Source organism: Candidatus Poribacteria bacterium, from assembly GCA_016866785.1.
GTDB lineage: Bacteria > Poribacteria > WGA-4E.
Map to the genome: position 1 here is coordinate 1 of VGLH01000077.1, position 19904 is coordinate 19904.

General features: G+C 66.3%; 18 protein-coding genes. 10 read left to right on the forward strand and 8 right to left on the reverse strand.

Translation table 11 applies throughout. The features are described from left to right. The 5 genes from FJZ36_11945 to FJZ36_11965 form a co-directional block, all read left to right on the forward strand. On the forward strand, nucleotides 1-2534 hold a 2534-nt coding region (locus FJZ36_11945; GenBank protein MBM3215613.1), incomplete at its 5' end, for a hypothetical protein. Nucleotides 2535-2561: 27 nt separating this feature from the next. Further along, entirely contained in the window at nucleotides 2562-3443 is an 882-nt protein-coding gene (locus FJZ36_11950) for a ChbG/HpnK family deacetylase (protein ID MBM3215614.1), read from the forward strand. After that, nucleotides 3374-4072, forward strand: a complete 699-nt coding sequence (gene yidD / locus FJZ36_11955; protein ID MBM3215615.1) for a membrane protein insertion efficiency factor YidD — start codon at nucleotides 3374-3376, stop codon at nucleotides 4070-4072. Before FJZ36_11950 ends, yidD begins: the two co-directional genes overlap by 70 nt. 58 nt (nucleotides 4073-4130) lie before the next feature. Next, a complete protein-coding gene (locus FJZ36_11960; protein ID MBM3215616.1) occupies nucleotides 4131-4922 on the forward strand; it encodes a hypothetical protein in 792 nt (263 codons plus the stop codon). 6 nt (nucleotides 4923-4928) lie between these two features. After that, nucleotides 4929-6371: a glycosyltransferase family 9 protein gene (locus FJZ36_11965; GenBank protein MBM3215617.1), complete on the forward strand. Its 1443-nt coding sequence runs from the start codon at nucleotides 4929-4931 to the stop codon at nucleotides 6369-6371. A 5-nt stretch (nucleotides 6372-6376) separates the two neighbouring features. On the opposite strand, the gene FJZ36_11970 is transcribed toward FJZ36_11965, so the two are convergent. From FJZ36_11970 to FJZ36_11980, 3 genes are all read right to left on the reverse strand, one after another. Continuing rightward, a complete protein-coding gene (locus tag FJZ36_11970) occupies nucleotides 6377-7285 on the reverse strand; it encodes a hypothetical protein (GenBank protein MBM3215618.1) in 909 nt (302 codons plus the stop codon). Between the two features lie 144 nt (nucleotides 7286-7429). Then, nucleotides 7430-8896 (reverse strand): tetratricopeptide repeat protein, encoded by a 1467-nt coding sequence (locus FJZ36_11975; protein ID MBM3215619.1) that lies wholly within the window; start codon nucleotides 8894-8896, stop codon nucleotides 7430-7432. Next, nucleotides 8883-9869: a Gfo/Idh/MocA family oxidoreductase gene (locus FJZ36_11980; protein MBM3215620.1), complete on the reverse strand. Its 987-nt coding sequence runs from the start codon at nucleotides 9867-9869 to the stop codon at nucleotides 8883-8885. The genes FJZ36_11975 and FJZ36_11980 overlap by 14 nt, the downstream gene beginning before the upstream one ends. Before the next feature lie 111 nt (nucleotides 9870-9980). Here FJZ36_11980 and FJZ36_11985 point away from each other — a divergent pair, with 111 nt between their 5' ends. The 4 genes from FJZ36_11985 to FJZ36_12000 all read left to right on the forward strand — a co-directional run bounded on the left by FJZ36_11985 (nucleotide 9981) and on the right by FJZ36_12000 (nucleotide 14843). Next, entirely contained in the window at nucleotides 9981-11429 is a 1449-nt protein-coding gene (locus FJZ36_11985; GenBank protein ID MBM3215621.1) for a hypothetical protein, read from the forward strand. A gap of 97 nt (nucleotides 11430-11526) precedes the next feature. Beyond that, nucleotides 11527-12627: a Gfo/Idh/MocA family oxidoreductase gene (locus FJZ36_11990; GenBank protein ID MBM3215622.1), complete on the forward strand. Its 1101-nt coding sequence runs from the start codon at nucleotides 11527-11529 to the stop codon at nucleotides 12625-12627. A 116-nt stretch (nucleotides 12628-12743) separates the two neighbouring features. Further along, nucleotides 12744-13592, forward strand: coding sequence for a hypothetical protein (locus tag FJZ36_11995; GenBank protein MBM3215623.1), 849 nt, complete (start codon nucleotides 12744-12746; stop codon nucleotides 13590-13592). A 12-nt stretch (nucleotides 13593-13604) separates the two neighbouring features. Further along, nucleotides 13605-14843 (forward strand): MFS transporter, encoded by a 1239-nt coding sequence (locus tag FJZ36_12000; GenBank protein ID MBM3215624.1) that lies wholly within the window; start codon nucleotides 13605-13607, stop codon nucleotides 14841-14843. Here the strand turns inward: FJZ36_12000 and murQ are convergent. The 5 genes from murQ to FJZ36_12025 all read right to left on the reverse strand — a co-directional run bounded on the left by murQ (nucleotide 14840) and on the right by FJZ36_12025 (nucleotide 19281). Beyond that, nucleotides 14840-15754 (reverse strand): N-acetylmuramic acid 6-phosphate etherase, encoded by a 915-nt coding sequence (murQ, locus tag FJZ36_12005; protein MBM3215625.1) that lies wholly within the window; start codon nucleotides 15752-15754, stop codon nucleotides 14840-14842. The genes FJZ36_12000 and murQ overlap by 4 nt on opposite strands. After that, nucleotides 15754-16875, reverse strand: a complete 1122-nt coding sequence (locus FJZ36_12010) for a hypothetical protein (protein MBM3215626.1) — start codon at nucleotides 16873-16875, stop codon at nucleotides 15754-15756. The genes murQ and FJZ36_12010 overlap by 1 nt, the downstream gene beginning before the upstream one ends. Continuing rightward, a complete protein-coding gene (locus FJZ36_12015; protein MBM3215627.1) occupies nucleotides 16683-17549 on the reverse strand; it encodes a phytanoyl-CoA dioxygenase family protein in 867 nt (288 codons plus the stop codon). The genes FJZ36_12010 and FJZ36_12015 overlap by 193 nt, the downstream gene beginning before the upstream one ends. 18 nt (nucleotides 17550-17567) lie before the next feature. Further along, a complete protein-coding gene (locus tag FJZ36_12020; GenBank protein ID MBM3215628.1) occupies nucleotides 17568-18332 on the reverse strand; it encodes a sugar phosphate isomerase/epimerase in 765 nt (254 codons plus the stop codon). 184 nt (nucleotides 18333-18516) lie between these two features. Beyond that, nucleotides 18517-19281 (reverse strand): hypothetical protein, encoded by a 765-nt coding sequence (locus tag FJZ36_12025; protein ID MBM3215629.1) that lies wholly within the window; start codon nucleotides 19279-19281, stop codon nucleotides 18517-18519. A gap of 53 nt (nucleotides 19282-19334) precedes the next feature. Between FJZ36_12025 and FJZ36_12030 the strand changes: the two genes are divergently transcribed. Continuing rightward, nucleotides 19335-19904, forward strand: a 570-nt coding sequence (locus tag FJZ36_12030) for a phytanoyl-CoA dioxygenase family protein (GenBank protein ID MBM3215630.1), incomplete at its 3' end; no start/stop codon positions are given.

The window sequence follows — 19904 nt, forward strand, 5'->3', positions numbered from 1 at the left end:
TGACGGGCGCTGACGGCATGGTGCTGCTCGTGTCGGGCGACTACGTGAAGCCGGTCAGCCGGTTCAACGCCGGGGACGCGCTCTTTCTGAGGGTCATCGAAGCCGATGACATCGATGAGCCAGCACGCGTGGTCGTTTCGGGCGGACTCAATGGCGACCGAGAAGAGATACCGCTCGCCCGATCCGCCGTCGCCGCCGGCGATTTCGTCGGCTCGGTTCCGACGACCTACTCCGACAGCCCGACAGCGATGAACGGCATTCTCGAAGTTCGCGGTTCCGAGGAAGTGACCGCGACGTATGTGGACGCGCTGAGAAAGACCGGCGAATCCGACGTGTCGATCACGGCGACGGCGCGCGCGAACACCGGCACGGACGGCATCCTCGCATTGGCGCGGATCGGTCGGACGGAATCGGGCTCGACGACCGTGACGGAGCGGATTCGGGCCGGCGACACGCTGGTGCTCGAAGTGCGCGATGACGACCTGAACGCCTTGAGCCTGGTCATCGAGCAGACGACGGTCACGGTGCGCGATGAGGCGACGGGCGACGCGGTCGAGGTCACGCTGCGCGAGACAAGCGGAAACAGCGCTGTCTTTCGCGGTGAAGTGGTGACGGAGTTCGGTACGCCGCGCTCCGATGAGCTGCTTCAAGTGACTGGCGAGAGCCGCATCGTCGTGACGTATCTGGACGCGATCAACGCGGCGGGGAAGGTGCAGCAGGCGGTTCGGTTCGCCGCCACGACGGAGGTGGGCTTCACGGGCAAGGTCGAGGTGCTGACGCAGGACGGACTGCGCCCCATCGGGAGCATCGGCGCGGGCGAGACGGTGCGTATCCGAGTGACGGACGCCGACCTGAACGCCGATCCGCGTGCGGCGGACGCGGCGCAGGTCACAATCTCCGGCAACGTCGCCAACGACAGCGTGCGGCTGCCGCTGAGCGAGATCGGCGCCGATACCGGCGTGTTCGAAGCGCTGCTCGTGACTGCGTTCGCAGCGAAAGGGACGACGCCAGATTCGGGCGACCTGCTGCTCGAAGTCGCCGACAAGGAAGTGCTCGATGTCGAGTACCGCGACCAGCTCACGAGCCGGGGAGAGCCCGACGCGCCGGTCGTCGCTCGAGCCGTCGTTGCGGGCTCCAGCCCAGGCTCGCTCCTGATCGTAGACGACGAGGGCAGAGAGATCGCCGACTTCGTCGCAGGATCGACGCTCCACGTCTGGCTCGACGACCTACTGCTCACGACGCTTTCCGAGGCGACATCGGCGCGCGTCGCGGTGAGCTCGGAGCGCACGGGCGACACGGTGGACGTCGTGCTCGCGCCCGTGTCGGGGGAGTCCGGCAAGTTCGTCGGGACGCTCCCGACACGCTACAGCCCGTCGCCGATCCCCGACGGGACGTTGGACGTTCAGGGCGGAGACGATGTGCGCGCGACGTATCGGTCGGTTCTACCGGACGTGTTCCGCGTGCAGGTGACGGACACCGCCCGCGTGCGCACCGGAACGCGCGCGAAAGTCACCCTCGTGAACCCCGACGGTTCCGAAGCGCCGGTCGTGCTCCCTGGCTCGCCGGTGCATGTTCGAATCGAGGACGCCGACGCGAACGCCGACCGAGCCGTTCCGGACCGCATCCGCGCTACCGTGGGAGTCCAGGGCGGCGTGACCCGGACCGTCGATCTGGTCGAGACGGGCCCCGGCACGGGCGTGTTTCGCGGCGACGTCGATACGACGCTGGGTGCGCGCACCGACAGCCCCACGGCGCTGCCCTTGCGCGGCGGCGAGACGGTCACGGCGACCTACCGCGACCCGATCATCGACACGGGCGAAGCGGGGCTCGCGGTCAGCGCCACGTGCGTCGCGGTTCGCGTTGGCAGGGCTCCGTTCACATCCGAGCGAGTGCTCGTCGACGGCATTGCTGATCGATGGCCCCTCGAAAACGTCCTCACGGTCGGCGACGGCGAGGCGCTCGTCTGGTCTCAGTGGAGCCGAGACGCGCTCTTCCTCTTCGTGCGGATACGCGATGACGAGGTGACCGTCCAGGACGTGACACGCTGGTATCAGGGCTCGGACGCGGTCGAAATCTACATCGACACGGAGCCGGAGGCTTCGCTCCGGTCGTCGCGGATCGACCGCGCCGCCGAGGGGACGCGCTTCGCCTTCTGGTTCTGCCCAAAAGGGGGCGGAATCTACGGCGAGAAGCCGTACGTCGGGCAGTTGCTGCCCACGCGTAAGACGAACGTCAGCCCGCCGGTGGGCGTCGCCGCGCGAGAGGACGAGGACGGCTATGTGCTCGAGATCGCGATTCCCTTCCGGACGGCGCTGCCCGGGTTCGACCCCATCACATCGACGCGGCGCGACCGCATCGGTCTGAATTTCCTCGTCCATCGGTCCGATGCGCCGCAGGCATGGTGGGCGGAACCGCTTGCAGGCGTGTTGCCGAGCACGATGGGCATGCTCTATCTCCAGCGACCTGAAACGCTTGGCGGAGCGGGCAATCGGGTGACCACTCGCACCGAGCGCAAGGCAAACCCGGCTCCTTGACCGGCTGCGACGACAGAGAGGAATGTGATGAGTCTTTCGGAGCGTCTGGGCTACGGTTCCGATGCCCGTCTCCTGATCGTGCACGCGGACGATGCCGGCATGTGCCTGTCGGTGAACCGAGCGACACAGGCAGCGCTCGAATCGGGCGCGGTCACGTCGGCGAGCATTATGTTTCCGTGTCCGTGGGCGGCGGATATGGCGCAGCGGTGTCGCGAACACCCGGAGTGGGACTGCGGCGTCCATCTCACGCTGACGAGCGAGTGGCGAACGTACCGATGGGGACCGGTATCTGACCGTTCGGCGGTTCCGGGGCTCGTCGACGATGACGGCTTCATGTGGCGCGACGTGCGGGATGTCGCGGCGCGCGCTTCAGCAGACGAGGTGGAACGCGAGTCGAGAGCGCAGATCGAACGGGCTCTGGCGTGGGGCGTTCGGATCACCCATATCGACTCGCACATGGGAACCCTCTTCGCTCGCCCGGACTACTTCGAGGTGTACTATCGCCTGGCGCTGGAATACGGCGTCCCGGCGATGATTCCCTACCCGACTCCGGCGACGATCCAGCGGTTCCGGGACGACGGCTATCCGAGAATCGATGAGCTCGTCGCGTTGGCATCATCCGGCAAACTCCCGGCCATCGACTACCTGGCGCCGGGCCCACGCGTGTCGGAACGAACGCAGCGCACAGGCGCGTACCAACAGCAGATCCGAGACCTGCCGCAAGGCGTTTCGCAGATCATCGTCCACCTGGGCAGCGACGATGAGGAACTCCGGGCGATCACGTCGTCGTGGGAATCGCGCGTGAACGACGCAGCGGCGTTCGAGGACCCGGCGACGCGATGCCTCATCAGCGCCGAGCGAATCCGGCTGATCGCGTGGCGCGACCTCATGCCGTTGGTCTCGCCGTGAGGGCCCTGTCGCTGGTCGTCGTATTCTGGATCGTCGTGTCGCCGCTGGTCGCCGACGCCGTGACGACGGATGAACCCCTTGCCCTGTGCCCCAGGTCGGAACGCGTCGCTGAACCGCCACCGGACGCCGCGCCGAAGTCGCAATCCTCGCTCGGCGGCGCGGTCATTCGGCTTCCGATCTGGCTCCATCGAACGTTCGTGTCGCCGCAGGACGGCGAGCCCTGCACGTTCGAGCCGTCGTGCTCCCAGTACGCCGAAGCCGTCCTTCACGCCGCGCCGTGGACGGGGTGGATGCGCGCATCGGATCGGTTGCTGCGGTGTCACCCGCTGAACGTCGGCGACTACGAGATCGTCGATGGCAGAAAATGGGAACCGCCGGACGTGCCCAGGCGACGTGCGCCAGGGATCGCAGTGGTCCTCTCCCCGATTCCAGGCGTGGGGAGTATGGTCCAGGGACGACTCGCGGACGGTCTGGCGGCGTTCGTGACGGTCGGCATACTCGGTCTGGGCAGTTGGTACTACGCCTCGCAGGACAGCCCGGTGAGAGCGGCGGCTGCGGGCGCATTCGGAGCGTTCTTCTATGTGGGAAGCGTCTACGGGGGAGCGACGACCGCTGCGCCGTCGCGCTGACGCCCGATGGCTGCGGCTCGGATGGACTGCCTGGTTCATAGTGGCAGGTCTTGGCGCGATGGCATCCGCCCGAGCGACGACCCTCGACTCCGCCGAGAGCGCGTACCGGGACGGCGACTTCGCACAGGCGGGGCGGCTGTTCCGGTCGTACGCCTCGGAGCACCGCGACAAGCTGATGTTCGAGCTCGCTCAGTTCCGTGCAGCTCAGTGCGATATCGAGAACGGGGAGTACGAGACGGCGCTGGCGGCGCTCATCCCTCTGGCAGACGGCGGCGGGGCGATGGCGGAGCGGTCCGCTCTGTGGATCGGCGTCAGCCACTATCGATGCGGCGACTACGAGGCGGCTCGTCGTGTCTGGGGTTCTTTGACCGAGAACGCGGTCGATGGACGAATGGCGGGCGCGGCTCTGATCGGAAGCGCCTGGAGCGCGATCCGGCTCGATGATCTCGAACTCGCACGGAAGGACCTGCGAACGTTGGGGTCCGCCTACCCAGAGGCATCGGTGCGCTACGATGTCCCTCGGTGGCTCGACGCGCTCGACGCCGTCAACCGTGCCCCTCGGAAGGACCCGGTAACGGCGCGGCGATTGTCGACGTTCGTGCCAGGGTTGGGTCAGCTCTATGCGGGCAGGCGCGCCAATGGACTCGCTTCGGCGGCGCTGACCGGCGCATTTGCCTGGTGGATCGCCCGGTCGGTTGCGAACCGGCAGTGGGTCGATGCGGCGTTTTTGTATCTAGTCGGAGCCCGGTTCTACTGGGGCGGCAGAGACAACGCCGCTCGCTTTGCACAGGAACACAACGAGCTCCGACGGCGCGGCGCTCTGCGGAATCTGTATGCACTCGAGCCCTGAATCACCATGAGCACTGCGCGACACTTCGTCCTCGTTCGTCTCTACCGATTTGGCGACCTGCTCATGTCGAGCGCGCTCGCGCGAGCCTGGAAGCGCGAGGAACCGACCGCGATCACGTGGATCGTCGGCGAGGAGTGCGCCGACTTCCTGCGCGATCAGCCGTATGTGGATCGGCTCTTCGTCGTCCCGTCGAACTACACGCACTCGTTCAAGCAGTTCACCATCTGGGCGGAACTCGCAGAAGGCAAAGAGCGTTTCGGGCTCCGCGAGGCGCTTGCCGAGTACCCGCGTCTGTTCGGCGCCCTGCCCGAATCGGCGGATCGTGTCGTCAATCTCACCTTCAACGCAGCCGCATCGATGATCGCCGGCAGGATTCAGACGGCGGAGCGCTTCGGTCCGTACTCGGGTCCGCGCGGCGAGAAGCGGATCGACGACCGATGGTCGCAGTACTACCTCGCCGCCGGCACCGATCTGAGGTTCCCGGCGCTCCACTGGGTCGATGCCTTCATCAACATCGGCGGAGCCCGGCGGGAGGACATCCGAACGCTCTGGGAGTGGGAGCCCGACGCCGGATTCATGGAAGGGCTGAAGCAGCGGCTTGGAGGAGCCCCCTACCTCGTTGTGCAGTTGGGAGCGTCCGAAGCCGAGAAGCGGTGGTCCGAGGAGAACTTCATCGAGGCTTCGGACATCATCGCGCGGGAAGCAGGACTCGCGGTCGTGTTCGTCGGGTCAGCGAACGAACGGATTCCCTGTCTGAGGGCGGTTCGGGAGCTCACGTCGCGCGGCATCACCGCCGAGAGCCTTGCCGGGGGAACCGATTTCCGGCAGTTGGCGTCGCTGATGGCGGGATCGGAGGGGCTGCTGAGCAACGACACCTTCGCGCAGCACCTCTCGGCGGCGGTCGATGCTCCGAGCGTCACCGTCTACCAGGGGAACGTCTCGCCGTGGCTGACGCTGGGCTACCGCGAAGGGAACCGCGCGGTCATCGAGGACGATCTCTCACCGCCTGCGCCGGAGCGCGTCGCGGACGCGTTCCTAAACCAAGGGCCGAACTACCTCGTCGCGCGGCGCATCGCCGGATACCAGTTCCCGATTCCAGCCAGCCTCGAAGCTCAGACGGCTCCATGGCGGCAGCGCTGGATCATCGGGCTCGGGCACTTGCGGGCTCTCGACCCGACGCTTGAGCTCGGAGGCGACATCCGCGTGGGCTTCCCGCAAGCCTGGCTGGATGCGCTGCGCCAGGCATCCGAGTCCATCGAAGCCGGGTCCATCGTCGATTCGCTGAACGTCGAGCGGGCAATCGCCCAGGAACGCCACCCGCTGATGGCGCTCACCATCATGCTGAGCGTGCAGAACCGGTTTTCGTCAGCCTTCGGCGTGCAGAAGCTCCAGGCGGAGAACTATCGCTGGCTGGCTGACGCGCTGGTGCGCGCCGGACGTGCGGAGTGATCGGCTCAAGCGAGTGCGCGGTCGCCGATGAGGCTGTCCCGGAACAGCTTGACGCAGGTCTGCGCCCACGCCTCGGGCGTGCCCATGTCCAGCCGCTCGCCCTCGATGATTCCGGCGACCATGCCCTCCAGCAACACGAGCGTCTCCATCGCGTCGCGGAGCTGCACCTCTCCGCGCGAACGGATGTCGTTGCGGAAGTTGTAATCGAGGATATCGAAGATGTGGGGCGTCAGGACGTCGATGCCGAAGGTTCCCAACCAGGTGTTGGGGGGAAGCGTCGGCAGCCGGAATTTGGCGCGCGCCTGTTCGATGCCGGGCTTTTCCTTCAGCGTATCGACCCGATAGGCGAGTTGGTTGTCCCCGATCGGTTCCCCGGAGATCAGCGCCAGGGCGTCGACCCATTCGGGCCCGACGCGCTCGACACCGACGACCGACCGACCGTACTTCTCGAAGAACCCGACCGCCTGAGCCGCACACGTCGGTGTGCCGGGCGGAACGCGGAAGATGTGATCGCCGACCATGACCAGGACGGGTCCGCGTCGTACGAAGTCGCGGGCGCAGAACACGGCGTGCCCGAAGCCTTCCGCGGATTCCTGGGCGACGAAAAGGAGATGCGGGCGCATCTGCTCGGCTTCGGCGACGAGCCGCTGGATGTCGTCGCGATCCCGGATGGGCCCCGGAGGCGGTTCCGTGAAATACCGGGCGATGGCTGCCTTCTGTTCCGGCTGGGTCACGATGACGACGAGCTCGACACCGGCGGACAGGGCTTCGCCGATCAGCAGTTGCAGCACCGGCTTGAGGAGCCCGTCGCGGTCGATCACCGGCATCAGCGCCTTCGGGACCGCCTTGGTGGCAGGATACAGCCGCGTCCCGTATCCCGCGACGGGTATGACTGCCGTATTCACAGCGGGCATGGGATGACGCCTTGCTGACTGACGGATCGTCGAAGCTGCTGGCAAGACGCAGCGGGACTGATCACCAGGTTACCCCCCACTCATCGACCCGTCAAGCGCACATCGACGAACTCTCGATGTAGTGCCGATGGTTGTGGCGACAACTCACTGACGGGGACGGTCGCGTTGGTTGGCTTGACGGATCTGCTCCAGCCTCTCACGGTATTCGCCCCGCGACGGTTCGAGACGAATCGCCTGCTCCATGGAGAGCGCTGCCGCGTCATACTGCCCCACGGCGTATTGAGCGTACGACAACAGGCTCCAGTTTTCGGCGGTCGAGTCCGATGACACGGCGTCGTGCGCGACCTGTAGCGCCCGGTCGAATTCTGCGCGTGCCGCAGCCGCGCTCCCCTGCTCCATGTAGATCAGTCCGAGCGTCACGCGTGCCTCGACGTCGGTCGGGGCGAAGAGCAGCGTCTGCCGGTAGTGGCTCGCGGCGTCGTCGAGTTTGCCTTCGACGAGCGAGAGATCGCCGAGGGCTCGATGGACCTGCGGGTACTTGGGCTGGATTTCGAGCGCACGCGCGAACCACCGGCGCGCGCCGTCCACGTCGTTCGCCTTCTGGCAGACGCCTGCCAGATACGCGTAGCCTTCAGCCTTCGTCGGATTCGCGGCGATGTAGGCCTGCGCCGCGAGCAGCTCGTCGTGGATGCTCTGCAATGCCTGCGAGCGCTCGTACGCGCGTTGAGCGGCTTCCTTGTGTCCCAGCCGCGCGAGACATCGCGCCATGTTCGCCCACGGAGCCGGGTCCTGCGGATTCAGGGAACCTGCCGCGCCATACGCGGACACCGCCCGTTCGTACTCGCCGGACTGTTGGTACGCGATGCCCAGTTCATAGTACGCGGGCGCGTAGCCGGGATTCGCTTGGACCGCCTGCCGAAGCACCACCGATGCGTCTTGCGGCTGACCTAGCTTTGTCAGCACAGCCCCCTTGCCGACCAGCGCCTGGGACGCCTTCGGGTCGCGCGCCAGAGCGTCGTCGTATGCCTTCAAGGCTTCCGGCAGACGGGACACGCGCAGGTACGTGTCTCCCAGACCGGTGAACGAGTGGGCGTCGCTCGGGTCGAGCGCAATCGCCCGCTCGTAGGCAGTGACGGCATCTGGATAGCGCTCGCCGCGCCAGAGAATGTCGGCATAGCGACGCCACAGCTCGATGTCGGATGGATCGAGCTCGGTGGAGCGGCGCAGCGATTTCGCCGCCTCGGCGTGGAGCCTGAGATCCGACAGGACGCCGCCCATCTCCGCATGGAACCGGGCCCGCGCTCCGTCCGAGCGAATCGCGCGCTCGTAGTGCTCCCGAGCTCGGGTCAGGTCGCCGCGCCGCCACGCCGTCATGCCCAGTCCGCGATGGGCGTCGGCGTTCGTGGGCTCCTTGGCGAGCACGGCGCGGTATCGGGCGTCTGCTGCTGCGGCGTCGCCAGCTTCCGCCAAGGCGTTCGCAGCCTGGATGTCCGATGGGATGTCCGCGACGACGCGGGCGCCCACCAGGGCGCTCACCAGGGCGCTCACCAACACGAGCACCAGAGCGCGGACGATGCGGGTTCGTGATCGACTCGAATCACGCGGCGACATCGACGAACCCTCCCTCCGCGCGGGAACGCTCCGCCGCCTCGATGACGCGCAGCGCGACGAGTCCTTGCTCGATAGGGCATCGCGCCGGTCTGCCCTCGCGGATGGACGCGATGAAGTCCTCGGTCTCCGCAGCGTATGGATCGTGAGGTTCCTCGACCGTGAACGACTCCGCACCGTCGGTCTCGGTCACCCAGAACCGAGCTCGTTGGTCGCCGTCGACGCGAACCGTCAGGTGCTCGAAGACGATCTGGTACTGCATGTCCCACCGACCTGGAACCGCGCAGTTCGTCGCCGACAAGGATGCGAGAGCCCCCGACTCGAACCGCACGATGAGCGAGGTGACGTCCGGCGACGTGTAGCCATCGACGTCTCGATGGGCGAGGTTTCCGGCGGCGAGTAGCGCCTGAAGGGGCTCCCCTGACAGGAGGCAGCTCAAATCGACCAAGTGGATCATCTGCTCGAGAAGCTGTCCGCCGCTCAGGTCGTGGTTCCGCCACCAATGGGCGTGGAGGTCTCGGCAGAAGTAGGTTCCCGTGAACAGGATCGGTTGACCCCGGCGGAAGACGAAATCCGAAAGCACCTGGGAAGTCCGCGTGAACCGGAGCATGTACCCGAGCTGCGTTCGCACATCGGGATGAACCTGTGCAGCGCTCACGCTCACGCGCGCTTGCTCGACGGTTCGCGCGAGAGGCTTTTCGGTGAACACGTGGACTCCGGTTTCGATGGCGTCGGCGATCTGCCGGTCGTGGGCGAACGGCGGGATCGTCACGTAGATGGCGTCTGCCTCGGCGAACAGGTCTGTGTAGGTGGGAACGATGCGGCAACCGTCGCCAGCCGCTGATTGGAAGTCCCGCGTCTTGGCGGGATTGCTTCCGAAGCAGCATGTGACCGCGACGTCCGCGACTTGCTGCACGCGATACAGGTGTGCCCGGCTCCATGCGCCGGTACCGAGGAATCCGACTCGGAACGGCATGATCGACTCCGTCGATGGGTGGGGCTCGGACGCGCTGAGTACCGTTCGCTGATTCCATTCCAGGTTGCTTCCACTGGCAGCACGATGCAAGCTGTCCGTGGATCCGCTTGGATGCAGCGTCGAGTCGTGGCAAGCTCTGTTGCGTCACGGCGAGCCGTTGCCCTCGCGCTGCGCCGGGCGGACGCGGCGGACGAGAGCGACACGGTAAACCAGCTTCGGAGAGATCGCGTCATATCCAGTATCGTCACGGAACCTGCCACAGGCACTCATACGGCGAAGGACACTCAGATGACCGTTCGAGCGGCTTCTGCCATCGCGATCGTCTGCACGGTCGGATGGCTGGCAACGAGCCATGCCTGGGCGGCGGAAGCAGCGTCCGCCCCGGCTGAGAAGGAGCAAGCCACCGCCGAGAAGGAGAAGGCTGCCCAGGAGAAAGAGAAGGCAGCGCAGGAGAAGGAACACGCCGCCAAGGAGAAGGAGCGGGCGGCGCAGAAGAAGGAAATGCCCGGCGAGAAGATGAAGGATCAGCCCATCGGGCCCGACATGTCAGCGAAGCGGATCGTCGGCGCCCTGGACGAGCTCCTGGCGGGCGTCGTCAAACTGGACGAATCGCGCGATCTGCCGCCGGACATGGTGAGGGAGCACGTCGCCCGCCTCGCCAATAGCGCACGCAGTCTCAGGGGCGTTCTGGAGCGAGTCGCGGCGGCGACAGGTGGCAAGTTCGAGTTCGCGCCCGACCGACCGCGTGGGGAAACCGCGACTCGGGACCTCGAAGGGGTGATGGAGGACGTCAAGCGCGAGCTCTCCAACCTGGAGCGGAGCGACGCGCCGCGCAACCCCGAGATGGAGAAGCGCATCGACGCGCTCCGCAATCGGAAGCGAGAGGTCGCGGAGAAGCTCGAGCGCGTCCGCGCGTCCATGGGTCCGATGGGTCCCGGGGGACCCATGCGACCGGACGGGCCCATGCCGAAGCTGGACATCATCCGCGTCGAGCATGTGGACGCCCCCTATCTGGCTGGGATGATCCGCGAGTTCCTGCCGCCCGGATCGCAGGTCGTGCCTGACACCCGCACCGGGAGGATCGTCATCTCCACGTCGGACGCTGGGTGGGATCGCGCGCGGATGATCGCGCGTGAGTTGGACGTTCCGTCGGATCGCCGTGGTCTCGACATGCCACGAGCCGAGGGTCCTCGGCGGGAGGGCGCGCCGGATCGACCCTACGGCTACGAAGCGCCCCGCGGCGACCGTGGCGGACAGCCGGATCGACCGAGGGATTCTGAGCAGCGTCCTGACGGGCCCCGAGCTCGCCGAACCGTTGGCGTCGTCGTCGAGCTGGGCGATCTGTTCGTCACCGTGCGTCCCGACGGCTCCGACGACAAGCTCACCGTGCGTGCGCCGATGGTGATGCGCGACAACGGCGAGCGAGCACCCGATCAGCGTGTCGTCCGACAGCTTGGAGCGCTGCAGCAGGGCGCGCGCGTTGTCGTCGAATGGGCGGAGATCGAGGGCTCAGGGGTCATTCAGGGCGTCGTCCCAGCCCCTGAAGGCGAGCGTCGCTAGCAACGTCGATCATCGAGGGTGTCGAACGCTGGCGAGTCCCGGCGCTTGCGGTCGGGACTCTCCTCGCCTACGATCCGCCGCCGAAGGAGGCATCGCCATGAGCATGAGTCTGCGCGTCGCCCTCGTCGGCTGCGGCGGCATGGGTCGGCATCACCTCGATGTCATCCGAACGCTTCCGAACTACGAGCTGTCAGCGCTCTGCGACGTTTCGCCAGAAGCGCTGACCAAGGCTGGGGAAGCCTACCGCGTCTCGGACCGCTTCACGGACGTCGGCGAGATGCTGGATGCCGTGGAGCTCGACCTGGTCGTTGTCGCCACTCAGACACGCGGTCACGTCGAGCCGACGATCGCCGCTCTGGAGCGCGGCGTCTCTGTGCTGTGCGAGAAGCCCATCGCCATCGACCTTGCGGAAGCCGACCGGATGGTCGCCGCCGCCGAACGAAGCGGCGCGAAGCTGTCGGTACACCAGCAGAACCACGTCCATCCGGGTATCCTGCGGGCGCTCGACATGATCGCCGATGGTACCATCGGGGACGTGGCGCTCGTGCGTGGCAGGAACAAAGCCGGTCGGAAGAGCGGCAACGAATTCATGGAGATGGGCACGCACGTCACCGACATGATGCTCCGGTTCGGCGGAGCCGCCGCGTGGTGCTCGGGAACCGTCTGGTATCGAGGCAGGCTCGCCGATGCCGGTGACATCATGGAAGCCAAGCAGATGTCGCCCGGCGACCGCGACTCGGGCAGCGTCATGGGAGCGCGCGCGTTTGGTTCGTACGGATTCGCGGAGGGCATCGCCGGAGAACTGCGGTTCACGGATTACGCGCGGACGATGAACACGAACTACGGTGTCGACGTTCTAGGTACCGATGGGCAACTCGCCGTGCGAACGGGCGGCGGGAACATTCGGGAGAGCCTCTGGCACTTGCCTCGCCCGATGGAGGGATCACCCGCACAGATCGCCGACTGGCGCCTGGTTGACCTTGGCGACGTCGAGGAACCGATGGCTGGCATGTATCGCCGCCTGGCGAATGCCATCCGAGCCGGCGAAGCGATGCCATGCGACGGCGCGACCGGGCGCAGAGCGCTCGAAATGATTCACGCCATCTACGCGTCCCATCTGAGCGACGGGGCGCGCGTTCCGCTTCCGCTCGCGGAGCGTCGGCATCCGCTGGAAGTCGCCGCAACGCAAGGCGCATGAGCCGATGCATGGGTCGGGACAAGGAGCCCGACGCGATTGACTCCGTTGCTGCCGCGGGGATAGAGTTGGCTTGAACGGCGGGAGAAGAGGCGTCCGGTCGAGCCCAAGGAACACTCATGTTCTGCCCGCGAGCCCCGCAGCCCGCCTCCATCCCACAGTGGGCCCTGACAACCTGCCTCGTGATCGCGCTCACCATCCTAGCCTCCTTCCGAGCACTCCACGCCCAGCAAGCTCCGTCGCAGCCAACGCAAAGCACGGCAGCCACGGCGACCGAGCCTGATGCTGCGGAACCGGACGCCGTCTCCACGAGCCGCGTCCGCGCGGCGACATGGGAGGAAGCCTACTGGAACATCCGGGCGAGCCTGCAGGAGCGGTGGGATGCGCGCGACTATCGCTCGATTGCCAGGGACACCGTCTCGTTGCTTCGTGGCAATCGCGTGATGCGGGAATACCTCGACAACGAGATGTTTCTGCAGTGGATCGGGGCTTCGTTCGGACTCATGCTGCTCGGTCAGATCGTGCTGTTCGCGCTGATGGGGCACCAGATTCGCCTCATGGCGCTCGTGCTGCCCAAGAGACCACTGGGTCCCATACTGGTCGGCGCCGGCAGCGCCTTCGCGGCGATACCGCTGACCGTCGGGCTCTGTCTATCGCTCATCGGGATTCCCGTCGCCGCGCTACTGTGGGCGGGGGTTTACATCGGCGCAGTCGCTGGTAAGATGGGGCTGTTCCTCAGCATCGGCTGGGGTATCTCGCGGGCGTTCGGCGGCGGCGGGCGAGGCGTCCTGCCGTTTTTCTTCGTCTACGTCGTCTACAGCGCCGTCGTTCTGCTGAACCCGTTCTCGATCGGCGATGCGTTCTTCGTCGTCGCCAACCTGTTGGGGCTCGGATTGGCGCTGCGGACGCGGTTCGGTCTCGGCGTCAAGTCCCTGGTCAACCACGTCGATGTCGGCGCGAACGGATAGGAGCGGAACGCGATGGATGCTCCGGCACGACACGAGCCGTTCTGGCGAGTGGTTCGCCACAACCGGAACGCTCTGTTGCTCGCCGGAACCGTGTTCTGCGTCGGCGGCGGATTCGGCGTGCAGATCCCCCTCTTCGCGAACTTCATCCTCGAGCGATTCAGCGTCCGCACCCAGGACTACGGGTTCCTCGAAGCGCTGCGCGAGACGCCCGGCTTCCTGACCGCGTTCTTCGCCATGCTGACGATGCTCATCGCCGCGCCCCGGCTCGGGATGGGGTCGCTCCTGATCATGGGCGTTGGGATCGGCGCGTACGCCTGGATCGTACCCATTGCGAACCTGCTGGGCGGCTCCGCCTTGTTCACGCTCATGGTGACGTCGGTGTTCTGGAGCGTGGGGTTCCACTCATGGTCGCCCATCGAGGGAACGCTGTCGCTGCGGTTCGCGCCGACCGCGCAGACGGGCAGATGGCTCGGATGGCTTCGGACGTCGAGCGCAGTGGGTCAACTTTCGCTGATGGGGATCGCGCTCGTCCTGATCCGCCTGCTCGACTATGAGGGCATGTTCTTCCTGGCTGGCTGCCTGATCCTGGTGGGGGCAGTGTTGATCGGACTGACGCGAGACGCCGGTCAGGCGAATCCGAGCCCGTCCTTCCGCGAACGGCGGTTCCTACTGCGTCCGCGATACGCCGTCTACTACGTCCTCATCTTCCTGCAGGGGGCGCGGAAGCAGCTCTTCCTCATGTTCGCCGTCTGGTTGCTCGTGCGCGGGCAGGGCGCGCCGCGCGAGCTGATCCTGTCGTTGATGCTGGTGAACCAGGTGCTCGGTTTGCTGACCGCGCCGACGATGGGGCGTCTCGTCGACCGGTTCGGCGAGCGCGCCACGCTTGCCGTGAGCCATGCGGCGCTCTTCGCGGTCATGTTCGGTTACGCGTTTCTGCGGAACACGATCCTGCTGTCGATCCTCTACATCCTCGACAGCCTCTTGTTCGTCGGCGGGATCGCACTGACGACCTATCTCAACAAAATCGCCCCGAAGGAGGACATCCGTCCGACGCTCACGATGGGCGTCACGATGAACCACATCCCGTCAGTGCTGGTCCCGTTGATCGGCGGCATCTTGTGGGATCGGATCGGGGCGACGACGGTCTTTCTGATGGGAGCCGGTTTCGCGCTCGCGTCGCTCGTGGCGACGCAGTGGGTCAGACCGGATCGCATCGAAGCCGTGCCATTCGCGGCGGAACCGGCAGACTAGCCCGGGCTGCTCAGCGCGATCTCTGCGTCTCGAAGACTGCCGCCCGCGTTCTTCAGCGCTCGCCGCGCCGCTCCCGCATCGATTCCGCGCAACAGCATCAGCGCCGCTGTCTTGACCTCGCCGTCCGCAGCATCCAAAACCGCCTGAGCCGCGTCGCCCTCGACGCCGGCGATCGACGCGACGATCCGCCGAGCGCGATCGCGCAGCTTCGTGTTGGAAGCCCGCAGATCGACCATCCAGTTGTCGTAGACCTTGCCAGTGCGGATCATCGCCACGGTGGTGATCTGGTTCAGGATGAGCTTGGTCGCCGTCCCCGCCTTCAGGCGCGTCGAGCCCGTGATGATCTCGGGGCCCACCAGCGGCGTCATGAAGACGTCCACGAAATCGCTCAGGTCAGGGTCGGGAAGCGTGCAGGACAGCAGAGCGGTCGCCGCGCCAACGGACTTGGCGGCTCGGAGCGCGCCGAGAACATAGGGCGTTCTGCCGCTCGTCGCGATCCCGACGACCACATCGCTGCCCCCGACGCTCGCAGATCGGATGTCCTCCGCTCCGAGCGATTCGGAGTCTTCAGCGCCCTCTACGGCATTGCGCAGCGCCGTGTCGCCGCCCGCGATGATGCCGACCACGAGCCCGGGCGATACGCCAAACGTCGGCGGGCACTCGGATGCGTCGAGCACACCGAGCCTCCCGCTGGTTCCCGCGCCGACGTAGAGCAACCGCCCGCCGACCCGGAACGCATCCACAACGCGCTCAATGACTCGGGCAACACTGTTCCTGACTGCCTCAACGGCGGCGGCCGCCGCGCGATCCTCCTCGTGGAACACGGCGAGGATGTCCTCGACCGATAGCTGGTCGATGCCGACGGATCGCGGGTTCCGCTGCTCCGTCAGTCGGTCGGCTAGCCGCGCCATCACGGAGCTCCTTCCCTCGCGACGAGTTGCCGAGCCAACAGGGCGGCTCCTTCCGCCGGAGATCGGAGGGCGCGGATCGCCTCGACGCCGGGACGCCGGTCGGCGATCCGGTCGGCGACGGCGCGGCGGTAGGAGTCGTGGTGGAGCAACATCCCGCCGCTGAATCCGACGGCGAGCTCTCCTGACAGCCGATTCAACACGGCGCAAGCCGCCAACGCCAACTCGTCAGCCCCGACGCAGACGATGGCTTGCGCTGTGGCGTCCCCATCCGCAGCGGATGCGACGACCTCGCCAGCGAGGTCGGCGATGTCGGCTGGCGTCGCGTCGGCGACCCAGCGCACCAGTCTATCGGGAGAGGCGAGCCCGATGCGCGACAGCACTCGCTCTCGCAGCGTCGTCACGTCGTCTCTGCCGTCGTGAGCCCGGCAGACTGCCCGCAGAGCCGCAAGACCGATGCCGTATCCGCTGCCCTCGTCACCGAGCGTGAGTCCCCATCCACCGGCGCGGGCTTCGGTGCCGTCGGCTGCTCGACCATAGGCGATTGAGCCGGTTCCCGCGATGAGAACGACGCCGACATCGCGCTCCAGGGCTCCTGCGAGGGCGATCCGGGCGTCGTGAGTGAGCATCGTGGTTTCCGGCAAGCCAGTTCGGGCTGGAACCGCCGCCAGAGCTTGGAGGTCCTCGGGTCGCCCGGCTCCTGCGAGCCCGATGACGGCAGTGCGGAGCCGTTCGGTTCCCCCGATATCGCGGCAGACGGCGCTGACCAGTTCCGACAGCCTGGCGATGACCGTATCGACGCCGATGCGGTGGTAGTTCGTGCCGGGACCTTCGGCTCGGGAGAGGACAGAACCGTCCTCCGAGACGAGGATGGCGGAGGTCTTCGTGCCGCCGCCGTCGATGCCGAGGTAGAACGACACGCGTCCGATTCCTAGCGGCGCGTCGGTGCGGGGAACCGGGGCTTCGACAGCAACGTCTGAATCTCGTAGATGGAGCCGGTGCGCTCGCCGTATGGCAGCGGAACCCGCGCCTGAATCCGCTCGATGCGCGGCTCGTGCGACGGCGTGCCACGGAGTAGACAGGCGTTGAACGCCTCCCAGCTTGGGACGCCCAGCAGGGGCCACGCATCGGCGGCGCAATACTGGAAGAGCAGCAGGCGTCGAGGGTGTTCCGACAGGTTCGGCGCCGATGCGTGGAGCAGCCGAGCGTGATGGATCGAGATGTCGCCGGAGTTCATCGTCAGCGCGACGGGATCACTCGGTGTGAAGGTCGGGTCGGTGACCGCCCCGACGAAGACGCCGTTCTCGTGGTGATCGAGGATGGGGCCCCGATGCGATCTCGGCAACACGAGCAGGGGCCCGTTGTCGAGCCGCATATCATCCAGGGCGATGCCGACGGCGAGGAGGTCGTCGTTGGTGTGGGGATAGAAGGCGAAGTCCTGATGCCAGTCGACGGGGCTGCCGTAGCCGGACCATTTCAGGTTCAGCTTGTCGCCGTTCGTTCGGATGCCGGGCCCGATGAGCTGCTCGACGATGTCGAGGACGGCGTCCTTGCGGAGGGCGCGGTCGTACGCCGGATGGTGGCTCGCAGGGCTCTTGATGCGTCGGAGGCGCGGGACTTCGGGGGTGTGCCCGGGCTCCAGGTCGAACGTATCGTCGTGGCGCGTCACGCGGCGTGAGCGTTCTACGAAGTCGTCCGTCACGGCGCGGAGCTCCGCGATCTCGTCGTCCGAGAAGAGGTCTCCGACGACGAGGTACCCGGATTCCCGATAGGATTCGAGCTCGGACGGGCTAAGCATCCTGACGCTCCGGCGACTTCATCCGAGGACGCCGAGACTGCGCAGGTGTCGCACCGAAGACGCGACGCGCTCCTTGGCTCCCTCGACGGTCAAGTTTTCGCCCTCGATGCCCTCGAGCTCCATCGTGAAGGGCCCGGTGAACCCGCGCGTGTTGAGCTGGCGGAAGACCTCGGCGAAGTTGACCACCCCCTCGCCCAGGGCGGGGAAGTACCACGTGCGGTATCCGCCGTTGGTGTCCTTGAGGTGGACGCCGCCGATGTAGTCGATGACCTTCATCATCTCCGCAACGCCGTCGATGCCCTGGTTGTAGAAGTAGACGTTCGCCGTGTCCCAGTTGACGCGGATGTTCGGGTGGTTCACGCTCTCCATCGTCGCGCGGGCGACATCGCCGTTCGTGATCAAGTCGGGATGCGTCTCCATGATCACGGTGACGTTGTGGCGCGCGCAGGTCTCTCCGACCGCCTTCAGACGGTTGTAGACGACCGACCGATCCAGGTCACCAGCATGGACGCTGACGAAGATGCGGTCGGCTCCCATGCGCTTCGTGAGCTGAGCCGTCTCGGCGAAGTCGCGGGCGATGTTGGGGTTCTTGATCTCCAGATTCGCCTGCGTGCTGGCGACTGCCAGTCCGTGGACCTTCAACTCCTCCAGCGTGGCGTCGATCTTGTCCGGCGAAGGGATGCCGATCTCGATGTACCCGACGCCGATCTCCGCCAAGTGGCTGTATGCGATGTTCTGGTGCTGTCGATAACTGCCGGGTCTGCAGGAGAGGATGTTCGGCATGGCTCATTCTCCATCGGGCGCACTGGGTCCAGGGCGAGTCGGGCGGCACTATGACACAGCGGCGGAACTGTGACAACCGGCGCGAACAGTCGCGTTCCCGGTGACCTCCTCCTAGAACGGTCCCTGAAGCGAGAACGCCGCCCAGTGTTGAGTCGGGCGGCGTTCCCGGATCTGTGTTGCTCAGCTACTTCTTCAGCTCTGCCCACGAGACGGCGAGTTTTGCCTTGGGCTCGACTGCCTTCACACCGTCGGCTGGGACGTAAGTGCCCTCGTACCAGCGCACGTCGTCCATGTAGAAGTTGACCGGGACCTCGGCGATGTGCAGCGTTAACGACGCCGGAACGACGTCGACGTTGGGCTTGAACTGGACGTAGTACTCAGCCCACTCGGTCGTGACGTTCTTCTGAGCTTCGCCGTAGGCGGTCCACGGATCGACGCTCAGCTCCGGCTTCATGTTGATGCGACGATCCTTGTCGGCGCGGAAGAAGATCGCCCACGTGTACTGGACGTTCTTCGTGAACGTGATGCCGGCGTTGTACTGGACACCGGAGTCCCAGAAGTTGACGCCCTTAGCGTTGACGGTCACGAGAGCGGCGCCTTTGCCGGCGCGGGCATCCGCCTTCTTGGCGGGCGTGATGGAGGCGTCGCCGTACGTATGCCACGGCGCGACGGTTCCGTCCTCGAAGTCCGGGTTCGGAACGAGGTTCTTTTCGGCGGCGTTTGCCGCTACGGAGGCGCCCAACATGAGTGCGATACCTAGGATTGCGCCACAGATGCCGATTAGTCGTCTCATCTCGTAGTCCTTCACATAGTGCCGTCGCGCCGCCGCAACAATGGGTTCTGACTGCATGATGGCGTCTGCCCGGTCGATCGTCAAGGAACCGCGCCATGACGGGCTCGATCCGGCGTGCACAGTCGCGGAACCGCGTGGCTCCGGTGGAGAGATCATGTATACTCCGGGTTCCTGCGACACGTCAGCCCGTTAAGGAGGCGTAACCGGAGATGGTGACTGCGGACCAGGTGAGGTTCTTCGACGAAAACGGCTATCTGAACTACGGACCCGTGCTGACACCGGATGAGGTCGAGGCGCTGCGCAACGGTCTGGATCGGGTCATCGAGCTCGAACTGCACGGCGGCGACGACAGCTCGCCGGAGTTCCGGTACGGACACGACCGGCGCGGCGAGACGCCCGCCGAATCCGGCAGAGCGGCGCGGGCGATCCATCAGTTCGTCAACATGTGGAAGCGTGACGCCGCCTACGAGGCGACGATCCACCATCCCACGATCGCCGGTGCTGCACGGGGCCTGCTGCGGACGCCTCAGGTGCGGCTATGGCACGACCAGATCATCTCGAAGCCGCCGCGTGACAATGGGCACTTTCAGTTCCACCAGGATTTCTACTTCTGGCCCCTCAGTCCGCCCAGGATCGTCAGTTGCTGGCTGGCGCTCGACGACGCGACCGTCGAGAACGGCTGCATGCACGTGATTCCCGCCAGCCACCGCGATCCGAGGTTCAGCCCGGAGGCGCGAGCCGCCGACGTGGTTGCGGCGAACGCGGCGAGCGAGCGCGGG

What these genes read in the sequence shown, in the direction of transcription:
- FJZ36_11950 (MBM3215614.1), top strand. Translation starts at nt 2,562, where the DNA reads ATGAGTCTTTCGGAGCGTCTGGGCTACGGTTCCGATGCCCGTCTCCTG.
- yidD (MBM3215615.1), top strand. Translation starts at nt 3,374, where the DNA reads ATGCCTCATCAGCGCCGAGCGAATCCGGCTGATCGCGTGGCGCGACCT.
- FJZ36_11960 (MBM3215616.1), top strand. Translation starts at nt 4,131, where the DNA reads ATGGCATCCGCCCGAGCGACGACCCTCGACTCCGCCGAGAGCGCGTAC.
- FJZ36_11965 (MBM3215617.1), top strand. Translation starts at nt 4,929, where the DNA reads ATGAGCACTGCGCGACACTTCGTCCTCGTTCGTCTCTACCGATTTGGC.
- FJZ36_11970 (MBM3215618.1), bottom strand. Translation starts at nt 7,285, where the DNA reads ATGCCCGCTGTGAATACGGCAGTCATACCCGTCGCGGGATACGGGACG.
- FJZ36_11975 (MBM3215619.1), bottom strand. Translation starts at nt 8,896, where the DNA reads ATGTCGCCGCGTGATTCGAGTCGATCACGAACCCGCATCGTCCGCGCT.
- FJZ36_11980 (MBM3215620.1), bottom strand. Translation starts at nt 9,869, where the DNA reads ATGCCGTTCCGAGTCGGATTCCTCGGTACCGGCGCATGGAGCCGGGCA.
- FJZ36_11985 (MBM3215621.1), top strand. Translation starts at nt 9,981, where the DNA reads ATGCAGCGTCGAGTCGTGGCAAGCTCTGTTGCGTCACGGCGAGCCGTT.
- FJZ36_11990 (MBM3215622.1), top strand. Translation starts at nt 11,527, where the DNA reads ATGAGCATGAGTCTGCGCGTCGCCCTCGTCGGCTGCGGCGGCATGGGT.
- FJZ36_11995 (MBM3215623.1), top strand. Translation starts at nt 12,744, where the DNA reads ATGTTCTGCCCGCGAGCCCCGCAGCCCGCCTCCATCCCACAGTGGGCC.
- FJZ36_12000 (MBM3215624.1), top strand. Translation starts at nt 13,605, where the DNA reads ATGGATGCTCCGGCACGACACGAGCCGTTCTGGCGAGTGGTTCGCCAC.
- murQ (MBM3215625.1), bottom strand. Translation starts at nt 15,754, where the DNA reads ATGGCGCGGCTAGCCGACCGACTGACGGAGCAGCGGAACCCGCGATCC.
- FJZ36_12015 (MBM3215627.1), bottom strand. Translation starts at nt 17,549, where the DNA reads ATGCTTAGCCCGTCCGAGCTCGAATCCTATCGGGAATCCGGGTACCTC.
- FJZ36_12020 (MBM3215628.1), bottom strand. Translation starts at nt 18,332, where the DNA reads ATGCCGAACATCCTCTCCTGCAGACCCGGCAGTTATCGACAGCACCAG.
- FJZ36_12025 (MBM3215629.1), bottom strand. Translation starts at nt 19,281, where the DNA reads ATGATCTCTCCACCGGAGCCACGCGGTTCCGCGACTGTGCACGCCGGA.